14 protein-coding genes are annotated in these 16,857 nt (G+C 62.0%); 2 read left to right on the forward strand and 12 right to left on the reverse strand.

Features of this window, described 5'->3' with window-relative positions:
- Positions 1 to 11: 11 nt before the first annotated feature.
- On the forward strand, positions 12 to 1,481 hold the full coding sequence (locus tag OKW35_RS39690) for an aldehyde dehydrogenase (RefSeq protein ID WP_429554914.1): 1,470 nt from the start codon (positions 12 to 14) through the stop codon (positions 1,479 to 1,481).
- Positions 1,482 to 1,585: 104 nt separating this feature from the next.
- Positions 1,586 to 3,004: a purine-cytosine permease family protein gene (locus OKW35_RS39695; RefSeq protein ID WP_429554915.1), complete on the forward strand. Its 1,419-nt coding sequence runs from the start codon at positions 1,586 to 1,588 to the stop codon at positions 3,002 to 3,004.
- Between the two features lie 86 nt (positions 3,005 to 3,090).
- Here OKW35_RS39695 and OKW35_RS39700 read toward each other — a convergent pair whose 3' ends face one another.
- The 12 genes from OKW35_RS39700 to OKW35_RS39755 all read right to left on the reverse strand — a co-directional run bounded on the left by OKW35_RS39700 (position 3,091) and on the right by OKW35_RS39755 (position 16,709).
- Entirely contained in the window at positions 3,091 to 4,665 is a 1,575-nt protein-coding gene (locus OKW35_RS39700) for a methyl-accepting chemotaxis protein (protein WP_429554916.1), read from the reverse strand.
- A gap of 28 nt (positions 4,666 to 4,693) precedes the next feature.
- Complete coding sequence (locus OKW35_RS39705) at positions 4,694 to 6,073, reverse strand: MFS transporter (protein ID WP_429554917.1); 1,380 nt, start codon at positions 6,071 to 6,073, stop codon at positions 4,694 to 4,696.
- 37 nt (positions 6,074 to 6,110) lie between these two features.
- Positions 6,111 to 7,571, reverse strand: a complete 1,461-nt coding sequence (gene gabD, locus OKW35_RS39710; protein ID WP_429554918.1) for an NADP-dependent succinate-semialdehyde dehydrogenase — start codon at positions 7,569 to 7,571, stop codon at positions 6,111 to 6,113.
- A gap of 113 nt (positions 7,572 to 7,684) precedes the next feature.
- On the reverse strand, positions 7,685 to 8,845 hold the full coding sequence (locus OKW35_RS39715) for a porin (protein WP_429554919.1): 1,161 nt from the start codon (positions 8,843 to 8,845) through the stop codon (positions 7,685 to 7,687).
- A gap of 154 nt (positions 8,846 to 8,999) precedes the next feature.
- Positions 9,000 to 9,707, reverse strand: a complete 708-nt coding sequence (locus OKW35_RS39720; protein ID WP_184063065.1) for a GntR family transcriptional regulator — start codon at positions 9,705 to 9,707, stop codon at positions 9,000 to 9,002.
- Between the two features lie 12 nt (positions 9,708 to 9,719).
- Complete coding sequence (locus OKW35_RS39725; RefSeq protein WP_429554920.1) at positions 9,720 to 10,808, reverse strand: ABC transporter ATP-binding protein; 1,089 nt, start codon at positions 10,806 to 10,808, stop codon at positions 9,720 to 9,722.
- 25 nt (positions 10,809 to 10,833) lie between these two features.
- Positions 10,834 to 11,628 carry an ABC transporter permease gene (locus OKW35_RS39730; RefSeq protein WP_102634259.1) on the reverse strand — a complete coding sequence of 265 codons (795 nt, stop codon included), beginning with the start codon at positions 11,626 to 11,628 and terminating at the stop codon, positions 10,834 to 10,836.
- Between the two features lies 1 nt (position 11,629).
- Entirely contained in the window at positions 11,630 to 12,514 is an 885-nt protein-coding gene (locus OKW35_RS39735) for an ABC transporter permease (protein WP_027194702.1), read from the reverse strand.
- An 80-nt stretch (positions 12,515 to 12,594) separates the two neighbouring features.
- The gene (locus OKW35_RS39740) at positions 12,595 to 13,626 is read right to left on the reverse strand and encodes an ABC transporter substrate-binding protein (protein WP_128598245.1); all 1,032 of its coding nucleotides are present in this window, start codon (positions 13,624 to 13,626) and stop codon (positions 12,595 to 12,597) included.
- Between the two features lie 238 nt (positions 13,627 to 13,864).
- Positions 13,865 to 14,821 (reverse strand): flavin reductase family protein, encoded by a 957-nt coding sequence (locus tag OKW35_RS39745; protein WP_429491878.1) that lies wholly within the window; start codon positions 14,819 to 14,821, stop codon positions 13,865 to 13,867.
- Positions 14,814 to 15,707, reverse strand: a complete 894-nt coding sequence (locus OKW35_RS39750; protein ID WP_429355287.1) for an alpha/beta fold hydrolase — start codon at positions 15,705 to 15,707, stop codon at positions 14,814 to 14,816. Before OKW35_RS39750 ends, OKW35_RS39745 begins: the two co-directional genes overlap by 8 nt.
- 315 nt (positions 15,708 to 16,022) lie before the next feature.
- Positions 16,023 to 16,709 (reverse strand): GntR family transcriptional regulator, encoded by a 687-nt coding sequence (locus OKW35_RS39755; RefSeq protein WP_102634254.1) that lies wholly within the window; start codon positions 16,707 to 16,709, stop codon positions 16,023 to 16,025.
- Positions 16,710 to 16,857 lie beyond the last annotated feature (148 nt).

A 16,857-nucleotide genomic window follows, 5' to 3' on the forward strand; every position in this document is an offset into this window, starting at 1 on the left:
GGCGTAATTCCATGAGTTTTCATTTTCAGCTTTATATCGACGGCCAGTTCGAATCGGGCGCCGCGACGTTCGGAAGCGTGAACCCGGCTACGGGCGAAGTGTGGGCGCAGATGCCCGAGGCCAGGAACGACGAGGTCAACCGCGCCGTGGACGCCGCCAGCCGTGCGCTGACCGATCCTGCGTGGGCCGGCATCACCGCGTCGGCCAGAGGGAAACTGCTGTACAGGCTTGCCGAACTCCTCGAAAAGGCTGCGCCGCGACTCGCTGAAATTGAAACCAACGATACCGGCAAGATCATCCGCGAGACGTCCAGCCAGATCGCGTACGTGGCGGAGTACTACCGCTATTACGCGGGCATTGCCGACAAGCTCGAAGGCAGCCATATTCCCGTCGACAAGCCGGACATGCAGGTCTGGCTCGACCGCCAACCCGTTGGCGTGGTGGCCGCGATCGTTCCATGGAATAGCCAGTTGTTCCTCTCCGCAGTGAAGCTCGGGCCGGCGCTTGCCGCCGGCTGCACGGTGGTGCTCAAGGCATCCGAGGAAGCGCCCGGCCCGTTGCTCGAATTCGCTCGCGTGGTCCACGAAGCCGGGTTCCCTCCGGGTGTCGTCAACATGGTCACGGGCTTTGGCGCGCAATGCGGCGCCGTGCTCAGCAGCCACCCAAAGGTGGACAAAGTCGCCTTCACGGGCGGCCCCGAAACCGCGAAGCATATTGTCGCGAACACGGCGAATAACCTCGCCAAGGTTTCGCTGGAGCTGGGCGGCAAATCGCCGTTCATCGTATTCGCTGACACCGACATTCAAAGCGCCGTGAATGCACAGGTCGCGGCCATTTTCGCTGCCAGCGGTCAGAGCTGTGTCGCGGGCTCGCGTCTGTTGATCGAAGCATCCGTCAAGGACGAGTTTCTTGCGTTGCTGGTCGAACGCGTCTCGCGCATTCTCGTCGGCTTGCCCAATGACATGGCAACGGAATACGGGCCGCTTTGCACCAAGCGGCAACTGCGTAATATCGAGTCGGTCGTTGCAAGCTCCGTGCGCCAGGGCGCCAAAGTGTTGACGGGGGGCAAGGCTATCGAGCGCGCCGGCTTCTACTACGCGCCCACGATTCTGGACTGTACCGGTGTCGCGAACGCGGACAGTATTACGACGGAACTCTTCGGGCCGGTGCTTTCGGTGGATACGTTCGCCACCGAACAGGAAGCAATCGAAAAGGCAAACAGCACAGCCTACGGTCTTGCAGCCGGCATCTTTACTACCAATCTCACGCGTGCCCATCGCGTTTCAAAGCGCGTTCGATCGGGCATCGTCTGGATCAACACGTATCGGGCGGTTTCGCCGCTCGTCCCATTCGGCGGCTTCGGACTGTCGGGGCATGGCCGTGAAGGCGGATTCGCCGCTGCGCTCGAATACACGACGACGAAGTCCGTGTGGCTTCGCACCTCGGACGACCCGATCAGCGACCCGTTCGTGATGCGCTAGACGGGCGCGCTCCCCTGCCGTATCGATTCAAAGCCGTAAAGGCTGCGCTGTCGCCACACGCATTGCGTTCGTGGTGCGGCGCAGTCTGGTATAAAAATGGAGACATGATGACAAACCCGGCGAACGATAACAGCGTTCTGACCATCGAAAGCAACTCGATCGAGTATGTTGCGCCGGAAAACCGGCACGGCAAACCGGTCGATCTCTTCACCTTGTGGTTCTGCACGAATGTCGCGCCGCTGGCCGTGATTTCCGGCGCTACCTCAGTGCTGATTTTCCACCTGGATCTGGTGAGCGCCATTCTTGCCATCGTCGTCGGGCAATTCTTCGGCGCGATTTTCCACGCCCTCACCTCCGCGCAGGGGCCGCTCGTCGGCGTGCCGCAGATGATTCAGAGCCGTGCGCAATTCGGCCGGTATGGGTCGTTGCTCGTGGTGGGATTCACCACGCTGATCTATCTCGGGTTCTTCGTTTCGAACATCATTCTCGCGGGCAAGACGCTGCACGCCGCTATCCCGCCGGTTCCCGTGCCGGTTGCGACAGTGATGGGCGCCGTTCTCGCGACGCTGGTCGGCGTGATCGGCTATCACTTCATCCATCGCTTCAACAAGGTTGGTGCGTGGTTCATGGGCAGCGCGCTCCTGATCGGCATGATCCTGATGGCGCCGGGCCTCGACGCCCACGTCTTCCAGCAGGGCCATTTCGATCTCTCCGGCTGGTTCGCGATGTTCGGACTCTGCGCGGTGTGGCAAATCAGCTTCGCACCGTATACGTCCGACTATTCGCGCTACCTGCCGAGCTCCACCGGGTTCGTCAAGACCTTCGCATTCACCTACTTCGGCACGTCGCTGGGAACGATCTTCGCATTCGTGTTCGGCGTGGTCGCCGTGAGTACCGGCCATACCACCGACGCCATGCAGGCCATCCGCACGCAGACGGGCATGTTCGGCTATGTGCTGATCTTCCTCTTCCTCGTCAACATCATCGGGCATAACGGCATGAATCTGTACGGCGCTGTGCTGTCCTTCATCACCGCCGCGCAAACGTTCCGTCCGCACTGGATGCCTGGCCGCAACGTTCGCGTCGTCGTGTCGACGATCCTGCTGATCGGGTCCACCGTCACCGCGTTTTTGTGGGCGTCGAGCAACTTCATCGCGATCTTCCTGAATGCAATCTTCGCGATGCGCATCGTGCTCGCGCCGTGGATTGCGATCAATCTCGTCGACTTCTACCTCATCAACAAACGACACTACCACGTCGCTGAAATCATCAGCAGTGACGGCGGCATGTACGGCTCGTTCAATGTGACGGCGATCGCACTGTACGTCTTCGGCATTGCGGTTCAGGTGCCGTTCATGGAAGAGAGCTTCTTCCACGGCCCTTGGGCGTCGCTGCTTGGCGGTGCGGACGTTTCCTGGATGGTCGGCCTCGTTGCGACGGCGCTTGCCTACTACCTGCTCGCGCCGACCAACGGTTCACGCTCCCCGCGCCGCGCTCCAGCAGGCGCCACGGCGTCCGAGTAACCGCGCCCGTTGAATCGCGTTTATTGAATTGCGATCTTCAGCCGGCTCGTTGCTGCAACGAGCCGGTTCTGCGTTGCCGCTACGGTCTACGCGTGTTGCCCAGCGTGATCCGCGAGATTGAATACCGCAACGGCATTTTTCAGATCCATCGCGTGGTCTTCCAGCGACTGGGCCGCCGCGGCAGCCTGCTCGACGAGCGCCGCATTCTGCTGCGTGACCTTGTCCATCAGGTTCACAGCCTGGTTCACCTGCTCGATGCCCCTGCTTTGTTCGTCGGATGCTGCCGCGATCTCGCTTACGATGTCGGCCACCTGCCTGATCGCGAGCTTCACTTCGGTCATCGTGCCGCCTGCGTTATGCGCCCGCCTCGCTCCGCTCTGGATTGTCTCCACCGATGACCCGATCAGTTCCTTGATTTCCCGCGCCGCTGTTGCCGAGCGCTGGGCGAGCGCGCGCACCTCGTTCGCCACGACGGCAAACCCGCGTCCCTGATCACCTGCGCGCGCGGCTTCGACCGCCGCATTCAAGGCCAGGATGTTCGTCTGGAAAGCGATGCCTTCGATCACGCCGGTGATTTCCGAAATCTGGTCCGAGCTGCCGCTGATGCGTTCTATCGTCTCGACCATGCCGTGCACCGCTTCATTGCTTGCGTCCGCCATGCTGGACGCGCGCGTCGCCAGTGTACTGGCCTGACGTGCGTTGTCCGCATTCTGGCGCACGGTTTCGGTCAGTTGCGTCATGCTCGCGGCCGTCTCCTCCAGCGAACTCGCCTGCTCCTCGGTGCGCGAAGACAGGTCGAGATTACCAACGGCAATCTCGCTGGACGCAGACGCAATGCGATCGGCGCTGGAGCGAACTCCGCCCACGATGCCCGCGAGACTCTGGTTCATCGCCTTCATGGCCAGCATCAATTGTCCGGTTTCGTCCGTCGACGTCGCTTCGATGCGATTCGTCAGATCGCCTTCGGCGACACACGTCGCCACCGATACGGCCTGTTTCAACGGCCGGGAAATCGTGCGCGATAGCCATCGTCCTGCGAGAATCGACGCTAGCACGGCAATCGACGACGCGCAGAGCACGCTAGCGTAAATCGAGGTGCGCAGCGAATCGAGCTGCGCACGATTCGCCGACACTCTCTGCTGCTCATAGCTTTCCAGCTTTCCGACCGCCGCAATCAGTTTTTCGGTTCCCAGATATGAGCCGAAACTCTCGGTCAACGTGGAGAGGTCGCTCACGTTCACCGAAAAAGCGTCCACCTTCTTGCGCATCTCCACGAGCGGGTCGACGACCGTTCTTACCCACGCGTCGTATTCCCGCTGACCTTCGTTGACCAGTGCCGCACCTTCGGGCGTGGGATCCATCGCGCGGAGCTTCGTCAATTTTTCGCCAAAGTCTGGGCGGTGATCGACGATCCATTGCTTGTGTGACGCCTTCCCGTTGAGGTTGTTCGCCAGAACCGCCCAGATTATGTTGAGATAGTCGCCCGTCCCGTCTTTCAAAAGACGCAACATCTGTTCCGATGCTTCGATCTCTTTCTGCTTCTGATCAATGGCCCGAACGCTGTAAAGACAAACGCACGCGCTGACAATAAAAACGAAAATCGCGCCTGAAAACGCGATGAAGATCTTGCTGGAGATGGAGACGCTTTTAATGATTTTCATGTTGAAACTGGCAAGTTGTGGTTGTAGTTCAGTCTCGTATCGGCCTTGTGCGATTGCCCGGTACCATCAGCACGGCGATTGCCGCCAGCAGACCCGCGGCAGCAAACACAAAGAAGTTCCACGCGAGCACGACGTCCCATTGCGCCAGAACGCCACCGATCAATGGTCCCGCGATCGCGCCGAAGCGTCCTATGCCGAGCGCCCAGCCGATTCCAGTCGCCCGACTGTGAGGCGGGTAGTACTGCGTGATATAAGCGCCAAGCAGCATGGTGTTGCCGATCGTGCCAACCCCCGCGATGCTGACCAGCACATACGTGAGCACCACGCCATGGGCAAACGGCAACGCGCATAGGCTCGCAGCCGCCAGCAGATACAACACGCTGACCACGCGTTTCGAACCGATGCGATCGGCCAACGCACCGCCGGACAGCGAGCCCAGCGCGGCGGCAAGATTGAGCGTCATGAGCAATGCGAGGCTCGACCCGAGCGGATAGCCCGCCTTGCGCATGAGTTGCGGCAGCCACGTGCTCAGGCCGTACAGGAGAAGCAGGCCCATAAACATCGCGAGCCAGAACGCCAGCGTGGCATGAATGAAGGAGCGATCGAACAACGAACGCACAGGCGCGGGGGCGCTTTTTTCAGCGATACGTACTGCGTCGCCGCCGCACTCGTTTTCAAGCCACGCGTGCCGGATCCGCAGCGCACGCGCCAGCGACCGCGCTTCGTCAAAACGTTTTCGTGCAATGAGGAAATCGATCGACTCCGGCAACGAAGGCCCCGCCGCGAGCACCAGCAGCAGAGGCAGCGCGCCCAGGCCGAACAGCCATCGCCAGCCATGCGTCGGCAACCAGGCGATCGCGAGCAGCGCGATGAGAATGCCGCCGAGCGAATAGCCGGTGTAGATCAACGCGTAGTTGAACGAGCGCCGGTGCGGTGGAGAATATTCGACGCTGAGCGCCGCGGCGGTCGGCACGACGCCGCCCAGCCCCAACCCGCCCACGACACGCGCGACGACGAAGACCGTGGGCGTGGGCGCCAGCGCCGCCGCAGCCATCATGGCCGAGAACAGCGCCACGCTGCCGAGTAATACCCAGCGCCGGCCGATCAGGTCGCTCACCGTGCCGGCACACATCGCGCCGATCATCATGCCCGCTAATGAGCAACTCGCAATCGCGCCCAACTGGAATGGCGAGAGCGACCAGTTCGTGCCATGCGTCAGCATGGGCAGCACGGCGCCGTAAATTGCGACGTCGTAACCTTCGGCGAGGATCATCGCCAGACAGATCGCGACGACGCGTATCGTTACCGGCAACGGTATGCTCACCGCGCCGGGTTCGGTGCGATCGAGCGCCGTGTCGTGCAAACGGGCCGCGCCCGCTTCATTGTTTCCGGATGACCAGGTATTCATGTTCGAGCGTCCGCTTTTGCACCCCGCTTTTTTCAGGTCAAACCGCCATGCACAGATATTTGATGACGACATAATCGTCGATGCCGTAGTGCGAACCCTCGCGCCCCATGCCCGACTGCTTCACGCCACCGAACGGCGCGACTTCGTTCGAAATCAGGCCCGTGTTCACGCCGACCATCCCGTACTCCAACGCTTCCGCAACCCTCCAGACGCGGCCGATGTCCCGGCTGTAGAAGTACGATGCGAGACCGAACTCGGTGTCGTTCGCGAAGCCGATCACCTCGTCGTCGCTGCTGAATCTGAAGAGCGGCGCGAGTGGGCCGAAGGTCTCGTCTTTCGCGACTTGCATCGCCGGGGTGACGTCCCGGAGCACCGTCGGTTCGAAGAAGCCGTGGCCGAGCGCATGACGCTTGCCGCCCGTGACAACGGACGCGCCCTTCGCGAGTGCATCCGCGATATGGGCTTCAACTTTCTGCACCGCCGCCTCGTTGATGAGCGGGCCTTGCGCGACATCGGGTTCGGTGCCGCGTCCGACCTTCAGGCGGCTGACCGCTGCGGCGAGCTTTTCCGCGAACTGGTCGTACACGGTGTCGTGCACGTAGAAGCGGTTCGTGCACACGCACGTCTGCCCGCTGTTGCGGTACTTCGATGCGATGGCACCCTGGACGGCCGCATCGACGTCGGCATCGTCGAACACGATGAACGGCGCGTTGCCGCCGAGTTCGAGCGACACTTTCTTGACCGTCGACGCGCACTGGCTCATCAACAGGCGGCCCACCGGCGTCGATCCCGTGAACGAGAGCTTGCGCACGACGGGATTCGACGTCAGCTCCGCACCAATCGCCTTCGGGTCACCCGTCACCACGCTGAACACACCGGAGGGCACTCCTGCACGCTGGGCCAGCACGGCCAGCGCCAGCGCCGAGAACGGCGTCGCTTCGGCGGGTTTGACGACGATGGTGCAACCGGCGGCGAGCGCGGGTCCAACCTTGCGGGTAATCATCGCGGCCGGGAAATTCCACGGCGTGATCGCGGCGCACACACCCACCGGTTCCTTCACCACGACGATGCGCTTGTCGCTCGCCGGCGTCGGAATCGTGTCGCCATACACGCGCTTGCCTTCTTCCGCAAACCATTCGAAGAACGACGCGGCATAGCCGATTTCACCCTTCGCTTCCGCAAGCGACTTGCCCTGCTCCGTCGACAGGACCAGCGCGAGATCATCGGCGTTCTCCATCATCAGATCGTGCCATTTGCGCAGAATGGCGCCGCGTTCTTTCGCGGTCTTTTTGCGCCACGCGGGCGAGGCCGCGTTCGCTGCGTCGATCGCCTGACGTGTTTCGCTCGCGCCCATCAAAGGAACGTTGCCGACGAGCGCGCCCGTTGCGGGATCGCGAACCTCGAATGTTTCGGCGTTGGCTGCGCTTTGCCATTCGCCGTTGACGTAGGCCTGTTGTCGAAACAGCAGCGGATCCTTCAACCGGGTTGCCAATTCCATGGTCATTCCTAAAGGGGTTGCAAAAAAGTGTCGCGCACCCCGATGCTGGTCAGGGCGCGCGATATCAAGCTGGGTCGAAACCGTGCTCCGCGCCAGGACGGAGCACGCTGCTATCAGAACTGGTGATACATACCGATACGCACCGCGGTCTGATGATTGTTCGACGACGCCGATCCCACCGCGCCATCGAAGATGTCGGCATTCGACGCCGCGCCCGCTGCCTTTTGCCAGACGCCCATCGCGTATAGCGAGGTGCGCTTTGACAAGGCATAGGCCGTCGTGAGTCCCACCTGGTGGTAAATCGGAATCGACTGGTCGTAGCCGACGTTGCCGTGCGTGTACACGTACTGCGCACCCACGTACCACGCCGACGTCAGGTTGTAGCGGCCCCACGCTTCGTAGTTCGCAAAAATCACCGTGCCCTGCGTGCCGTTGGCGTCGTTGAACTTCGTGTTGGTGTAATCCAGACCGAGCGTCGCCGAACCCAACGCGTAATTGATCGCCGCACCGAAGATCTGCTCATTGGCCGGATTGCCCACGTAGCTGAACGGGCCGCTCGCGCCAATCGCCGCGCCGGTGGTGTTGCTCACGTAATTTCCGTCGGTCAGAAGTGCCGCGGGATTCTTCGCGTACAGGTAAGCGCCCGCGATGTTGAACCCGCCAAAAGCGTAATTCGCCCCAAGGCTCCACAAGCCGGTCGTTCCACGGCCGGGCGCGTTCGTATTGGTGAACGAATAGAGGCCGCCAAAGGTCAGGCCGCCGATCTTCGGACTCGCGTATTTGATCGAATTGTCGACGCGAAAAGAGTTGTCCGTGTTGTCGATGTCACCAGCATGAACGAGCGGTCCCCCGAGTTGTCCGGGCGCGGTGAGCGGTTGCAGATAATCGACCACCGAATCGTACTGGCGCCCGAGCGTGACCATGCCGAGGTGCGCATCCGAAAGCCCTACGTAGGCCTGACGGCCGAACAGGCGTCCGCCCTGGCGGCTTTGGCCGTTTTCCGTGCTGAAACCCGATTCCAGCTTGAACAGCGCGCTCAGACCGCCGCCGAGATCCTCGCTGCCCTTCAAACCCCAGCGGCTGCCATAGACGCCGTCATACGTACCGTCGCGCATGCGCCAAAGCGAATGGCCGCCGCTGTTGCTGACGTAGTCGATGCCCTCGTCGATCACGCCATACAGCGTGACGGACGATTGCGCGTGCGCGTTCAACGCGACGAAAGCGCTCCCCGCCAATAACCACATAGCAATGTTCTTCTTATTACGACGTTTCATGCCTTCTTCTCTCCTTGTCAAATGCGCTGCTAACCCGCCACGAAACGTGGGGGCGTGTGGGTGAACGTGCTTTTTTCTTCTGAACGCTTCGTCGTACCGAGCCGTTTTTTCTTTTCTATCGCCGCTTCTGCGCAAGGAGCAAAGGGCCCGAAGATTACCCCGCGCGTTTCAGGAGCAAGAGGCCCTGCCCTTCAACCAACAGCTTCCTGGCGATTTCCGCCACCCCGCTGATGTGCGTGACGGCGGCGCTGTGCGCGGCGACCGCGTCCCCCGCGCGTATCGCGGCCAGGATCTGACGCATTTCCAGAACTGCCTGGCTGCCGCGATCGTCGGACGCGATGGTCAACGCTCGCAGACGGTTGATTCTTGCCGTCAGCGACTGGACGATTTCCCACGCGACATGTTTGTGGCCCGCGGTGAACATGCGCTCGTAAAACGCCGTCGTGAACGCCAGCACTGCGCGATAGTCCCGGTCATCGAAAGCGAGCTGAATGCTGTCGATCAGTGCGTCCAGATCGTCGACGGTGCGTGCGTCGGCAAGCCGCGCACAGGCGGACGCCGCTTCGCCCTCCAGCAGGCCGCGAATTTCGTAAATCTCCGTTGCGGTCTTGAGATCGAGCACGGCAACGATGGGCCCCTGATTCGGCAGGGTATCGACGAGCCCCTCCGTCTCCAGATGGCGCAGCACTTCGCGCACGACCGTGCGGCTCACGCCCAGCTCTTCACACAAGGTCCGCTCGACCAGCCGGGCGCCTGGCTGAAAACGCGCGTCCAGGATGGCGCTACGCATTTTCTCGAGCGCAAGCGCTCTGAGCGTGGTCGTTCGGCGCTCAACTTTCAGGGACGAGATCGGTTGGTGCATTGCTGTATCCGATCAAGCCTGCGCGAACAGCCTCGTGTCGCGCGCATCCCAGTCGATCCAGGCCTGCGTGCCGATGACGATCCCACTGTCCCGATGATCTCCCGCAGGCATCCGCACTGACATGTCCTGTGCCCACGGCGTCGTCACCGAGTAGTGCATGGCGTCGCCGAGATAGGTGATGTCTCGCACGGTAACTGGCAAGCCCGCCGTGTTTTTTGCCGCCCCGGCAGCGCGAATGCGGATCTGCTCGGGGCGAACCATCAGCGTGCCGTCGCCGCCCACCGAAAGCGTGGCATCGCCGGTGGCCGCGATTGCATGGCCGCTCGGGAAGACGGCGCTCGATTGCGCCGCGTCGCGCGCGGTGATGCGAACAGGCAGGAAGTTCGAATTGCCAATGAAGTTGGCGACGAAGCGCGAAGCCGGATTTTCATAGAGCTCTTCGCCGGTTCCGCATTGTTCGATGCGGCCCTTGTTGAACACAGCGATACGATCCGAAAGACGCAACGCCTCTTCCTGGTCGTGCGTCACGTAGAGAATCGTCACGCCGGTCTCCTGGTGGATGCGGCGCAATTCGAGCTGGATTTCCTCGCGAAGCTTCTTGTCGAGCGCGGACAACGGTTCGTCCATCAGCAGCACAGGCGGGTCGTACGCCAGCGCGCGCGCAATCGCCACCCGCTGTTGCTGGCCGCCCGAGAGCTGGCCCGGCATGCGATCGCGGAACTCCGCGAGATGAAGCAGCGCGAGCATCTGCTCGACCTTCTTCTTGATCTCCGCCTCGGGGCGGCGGCGCACCCGCAAGGGGAAAGCCACGTTTTGCCCGACGGTGAGATGCGGAAACAGCGTGTAGCGCTGAAACACCATGCCAATGTTGCGTTTATTGGGCGCGACCGACAGCAGCGGTTTGCCGTCGAGCAGCACGCGACCCTCAGTCGGCTCCTGAAAACCCGCGACGATATAGAGCGTCGTGCTCTTGCCCGAGCCCGACGGCCCGAGGAAGGTCATGAACTCGCCCTTGTGCACATCGAGCGAAACCTGGTCGATGGCAACGACGTCGTCGTAGGTCTTACGCAGGCGCTGGATTTGCAGGAATGCGGAAGTCATGGCTAATCACCTCATTGTTCGGGCGTTATCGGGCGCGGCGCAGCACTGCGCCCGCCAACATCAAAACGGTCGTCAGTCCGACGAGCAGCGAGGATGCTGCCGCGACGACGGGAGTCAGGTCCTGCCGCAGCGTCGCCCAGATGCGCACAGGCAGCGTCTGCAAGGTCGGACTCGACATGAAGATCGACACCACCACCTCGTCCCACGACGCAAGGAACGCGAAGATCGCTGCGGCGAACAGGCCAAGCCGGATCGCCGGCAATGTAACGCGCAGCTTCACTTCGAGCGGCGATGCCCCGCAGATCAACGCTGCGTCTTCCAGTGCGGTATCGAAGCTCGACAGCGAGTTGCTGATTGAAATGATCGAAAACGGCAAGGCGATGATCAGATGGCCGATCACGAAGCCGGTCATCGTGCCGGTCAGGCCAATGCGCAGAAAGAACGCATAGAGCGCCACAGCCAGCACCACCACGGGCAGCACCATCGGCGTCAGAAAAAACGCCTTCACCGCGTTGCGGCCGCGAAACTTGCCGCGAACGAGCGCAAGCGATGCAAGAAAGCCGATCAGCACGGACAGCACTGTCACGATCACCGCGAGCTTGGCGCTCGTGAGCAGCGAGTCGAGCCATCCCGGGTCGGTGAAAAGCTGGCGGTACCACTCCAGCGTCCAGCCCGGCGGCGGAAAGATCAGCCACTGCGAATCGCCGAACGACAAGGCGACGATGAACACGATGGGCAACAGAAGGAAAAGTGCAACGGCAGCGCCGATTGCAAGCAGCGCCCAGCGCAACGCACCTAAACGGTCGAAATCGAGCAACATGTCAAAGGCCTCCAGCAGTGGCGCGCGCGCCGCCTGTGAACCGCAGTTGAAGCGCGTAGAGCGAGAGCGTCACGGCGAGCAGCACGAAGGCGGCGGCACCGGCGAGACCCCAGTTCAACAACTCCTGCACGAGCTGGGCCACCAGTTCGGCGAGCATCATGTATTGCGCGCCGCCGAGCAATGCTGGGGTCACGAAGTAGCCGAGGGCCATGACAAATACCATCAATGCGCCCGATGCGATGCCCGGCATCGCCAATGGCACAAGGACGCGCCAGAAGGCCTGCCAGCGACTCGCGCCGCAGACCGCCGCGGCGCGCAGTGTCGAGGGGTCGATGCTGCGCAGCGTCGCGTGCAGCGGCATGACGAGAAATGGCAGCATGATGTACGTCATGCCGATCGTCACACCGATCAGGTTGTTCACGAGCGGCAGCGGCTCGTGGATGAGGCCGATCGCCATTAACATGCGGTTGATCGGGCCCGTCGACTGAAGCAGAACCATCCAGGCAAACGTGCGCGCCAGCAGGTTGGTCCACATAGAAAGCAGCATGATCGAAAACAGCAGCGAACTCAGCCTGCGCGGCGCAATGGCGAGCAGCCATGCGGTCGGGAAACCGATCGCCACCGTCACCACGGTCACGACGGTCGCGACCAGGAACGTGTTGCCGAACACGCGCAGGTAGGTGGAAGAGCCGAGAAGCTGCTCGTAGTTGTGCAGCCCCGGTGTGGGCTCCAGCACGCTGCGCAGCAGGAGCGAAAGCACCGGCAGCATGAAGAAGATCACGAGGAGCACGAGCCCCGGTATCAACAGGCGAATGTTGCGCCAGTCGCGACGCCGACGCGTGGGTGTCGCCGGCGGATGGGCCGCGGTACTCAGAACATTGGGCATGGTATCTCCTGCATTCTCCAGTTGCTGCTACGCGCCTTCTGCCTGACCGCCGCTTCGGGGCACGCCTCTTTCGCTGACGCTTATTTCGATTGCCACGCGTACCAGCGCTTCGCAATCGCGTCGCGATTGTCCGCCCAGTACTTCATGTCCAGGTCGATCTGGGAGGTCTTGTACTGGTCCGGCATCGTCTTCGCGACTGCAGCAGGCATCAGCGCCGCCGACTTCACGTTGATCGGCGCGTAGCCCGTATCCTGCGCGAACTTTGCCTGCGCCTGCGGACTCGTCGCGACGGCGAGGAACTTCATCGCCTCGGCCTTGTGCTTCGCGCCCTTCGGGATCACGAGCATGTCCGCGGCAGTCAGGTTCTGGTTCCACGAAACGCCGACCGGCACGCCCGTCTGTTCGAGCGCATGCAGACGGCCGTTCCAGAACATGCCGACGGGCGCCTCTCCCGATGCGAGCAGTTGCTGCGACTGCGCGCCGCCGCTCCACCAGACGATGTCGCTCTTGATCGAGTCGAGCTTTTTAAATGCGCGGTCGAGGTCGAGGGGATAGAGTTTGTCCGGCTGCACGCCGTCGGCAAGCAGCGCAATTTCGAGCACGCCGGGTGCGGACCACTTGTAGAACGTTCGTTTGCCGGGAAATTTCTTCGTGTCGAACAGATCGGCCCACGCCTGCGGCTGCGCGCCCTTGAAGCTCGATTTGTTATAGCCGAGTACGAACGAGTAATAGAAGCTGCCCACCGCATCGGCGCTCGAGAAGCGTGGATCGAGCTCGCCCTTCTTGACCACGGTGTAGTCGATAGGCTCGATCAGCCCTGCCTTTTGCGCGGCATAGGCAAAGTCGCCCTCGACGTCGACGACGTCCCAGCTAACATTGCCGCTGTCCACCATCGCCTTGAGCTTGCCGTAGTCGGTCGGACCATCCATCAGCACGGTGATGCCGCTCCCCTGGGTGAAAGGCTGCGCCCAGTCCTTTTGCTGCGACGATTGCGTCGTGCCGCCCCAACTCGTGAACACGATGGGATCTGCGGCAAGCGCCGGCGTCGCCATGAACGCTGCCGCGCACAGCGCGAACAGCGGAGAAATCATCAGACTGCGGGTGCGGGTCATATCGGTATCCTTCAAGTCGGTTTGGTCGCGCTAAATTGACTGCGTGGTCGTCGAATCGGTCGTCTCTGCGGCCAACGGCGAAGAACGCGCTGGCTTCATGTTGCTGTTTTCCATCTTTTCCTTTGTCTCCCCACTGCGATGCTGGATTGATGGATCTTTTTGGTGGATTAACCCCAGACAAACCGGTCGTCGCAAAGCGTATCTGGATGACGGCGGCAGCCGTGCGACACCGGGCATCTCAATGTGCTGTCGCGAGCGTCTGGACCTGTCCTGCCTCTGTGTCGCCGACGTAGATGCCGAAGGCGTCTTCGCTGCGCTCGCGCACATAGCGCTGCAGCATCGAGCGCACGGCGTCGTCGCGCAGTTCGCTCCATGGAATCCGTGGCAGCGGGACGATGTGGATCGCGGTGTCCATCATTGCGGCGAGGCTGCTGCTCACGCGTCCCCGGTAATAGACGTGGACGCTCGCCGACGGACCACTACCCGATTCGAAAACGGCAAAAATGAAATCGAGATGCGCGGTGAGACCGAGTTTCGCCAGCACGCCGCGCAGGCTCCCCGCATCACTTTCGGGTTCGAGCTTGACGCCGGTCGGCAACTGCAAACCGTTTTTCGTTTCAAGCAGCACCAGGCCGTCGCGATGTTCGAGAATTGCGCCCACCTGGGCGCGCGCGCCGGTTGCCGCGAGCGCGTCCTGCGAGAGACTGAAGTTTACGTACGCGCCACGGCAGTAACCCAACGGCGAAGAATTCGTATGCACGAAGTCGACCACGCGCCCGATCAGAATGATGTGATCGCCGGCATCCACGACGTCGTGCGTCCTGCAATCGAACGTCGCCGCCGCGCCCTCCATGATCGGCGCGCCCGTTGCGCGGACGCGCCATGAGACCTGCGCGAACTTGTCGACCGACTTCGACGCGAAGACGCCCGACACGGCCTTCTGCTCCCCCGCCAGCACGCTGACTGCGAAGTGATTCGTGGTGGCAAAGACCGCGTGGCTCGACGCGCTCTTCGCGATGCACACGAGGATCAGCGGCGGATCGAGCGAAACCGAGGCGAACGAGTTGGCCGTGAAGCCGCGCGGGGAACCGTCCGGCTGGATCGTCGTGACAACAGTCACGCCGGTGACGAATGCGCCGAGTGCGCGGCGAAATTCGAGAGTGTCGAAAGTCTGTTCGATGATCGGCTCAGACATGGTCTTCCCCCACGTTCGTTGCATTTGCCCCGTTTCGTTGCGCTGCTTCGGCGAAAAAAGCAAGCAGGCGTGCGGTGACTTCTTCTGGATGGCTAACGTTCATCATATGACGCGCACCCGCAACCACCTCGGCCCGACCGAACGGCGCGGCCTCTGCCATCGCCCGCGACATGTCCGGACTCGAGTTCAGATCTAGCTCGGCGGTCAGGAACAAGGCCGGCACAGCGAGGCTCGTCAGCCGACCGACGTGGACGTCGTCCGAGCAGGCGAAGAGACCGTAAGTCCGCGCATAGCCGACCGGATCGACCGAGAGCAGCAGGTGGCGCACCGCTTGCGCCGCCTGCGTCAGATGCGCCGGCACCGGGTCACCGAACCAGCGTTTGAGCGTGGCGTCGACGCCCGCAATCGCGCCCGTATCGGCCGGTGTATCGCCGAGCGTCGCGGCGCGCGACATTACTGCTTCGCGTTGTGCAGGCGAGCGGTCGTAGACCGCGTTCAGTGCAGCGACGCTCAGCGTACGCGGCGCACGAGTCAGCGCGAACTCGAGTGCGACGAGTGCGCCCATCGAATGACCGGCGACGTGCGCCTGCTCGATGTCGAGGCCGTCGAGCAGGCGTTCGAGCTGGGCGGCGTAATCATCGAGCGTCGGCTCGGCCGGAGGCAGAGCACTGGCGCCATGCCCGAGCATGTCGTAGACCACGACTTCGTAGTTCGCCGCCGTCAACGGCTCGATCTGCGACGACCATACGCTCTGATTCATCCCCACGCCGTGAATCAGGACAACTGTTGCCGGCGCTTCGCCCGACTTCGGCGCATGCACGCTGTAGCTCGTCCCTGCAATCTCGCCGCGCGCTGCGGCAAGCCTGGGCGTCCGGTCAGGATTCATTCGGCTCATGCTCCACAAGATTATGGTATGCCATACTACAGCAAACTTTTCGCGTCAAAATATTATGGAATACCATAATTTCGAACGGAGAACTGGCTGGCATGGACGTTGCCGACGGCACGCGGTTGCCGGTCGGAGCCTCGCGCTGAAAAACCAGGAGCGCCTCGCGGCCGGGTCGAGCGAAGACAACGCCGCAAGCGAACGGCGCGTTATGGGGAGTGGAGTGGGAGTGGTCTGGCGCTCGGAAGGAGCGCGCGGAGCGCGCCGCGGAACCGCGGCGCAGACAAGCGGTAGAGAATCGTCAGGCCGTTCGCGTCAAGCTTCGGCCGCCCCTTCGCTTCGTTGAGCAAGCGCCGCAAGCGCAAGCTCCGCCGTGCGCCTGATATGCGCGATCGAGGCGGAAGACGCGGCATCGCCGTCGCGCCGTTCGATGGCATCAAGCATCATGTTCATCTCGCGATTCGACTCCTGGCTGCGTCCCGGCGTGGCTATCGTGAGTGCGCGCAATCGATTGATCCGCGCATTGAGCGTCTTGACCACGGCCAGGGAGACGGTCCGTTGCGCGCCCTCGAACAACGCCTCGTAGAAGTGTTCCGTGTAGGCGAGCACCGCTGGCAAGTCTTTGACCTGGAACGCTGCTTCGATCTGTTTGCGGATCTCCCGCAGTCGCCTCACGAGTTCGGGTGTGGACTGCTCGGCACACGCGCGTGCGGCATTCGCCTCCAGTAGCCCGCGCAGTTCGTATATTTCGCTAACCTGGCCGGCATTCAGTTGCGCGACGACCGGCCCTTGGCGCGCGATAACATCCACCAGCCCCTCGGTCTCGAGGTGCCGCAATACTTCGCGCACAATCGTGCGGCTCACCCCCAACTCGTCGCACAGCGTGCGTTCGACGAGGCGTGCGCCCGGCTGGAAATACCCCTGCACAATTGCGTCGCGCAGCTTGTCCAGCGTCAGTTCACGAAGGGTTTTGGTTTCGCGGACAACTTTAAGATCTGACATAAGTAAAAAAATGGACAGAGAAAGCTCGGGTCACACCATGGCGTGATCGGAGCGTGGAATGCCATATTATCCACCATAAAGGAAGAGATTAGATGCGGTAAGGAGCGCGGATCGCACATTGCCGGTATGCAAAGTGCAGCCATAAGCG

The organism is Paraburkholderia sp. MM5477-R1 (assembly GCF_050436385.1).
Lineage (GTDB): Bacteria > Pseudomonadota > Gammaproteobacteria > Burkholderiales > Burkholderiaceae > Paraburkholderia > Paraburkholderia tuberum.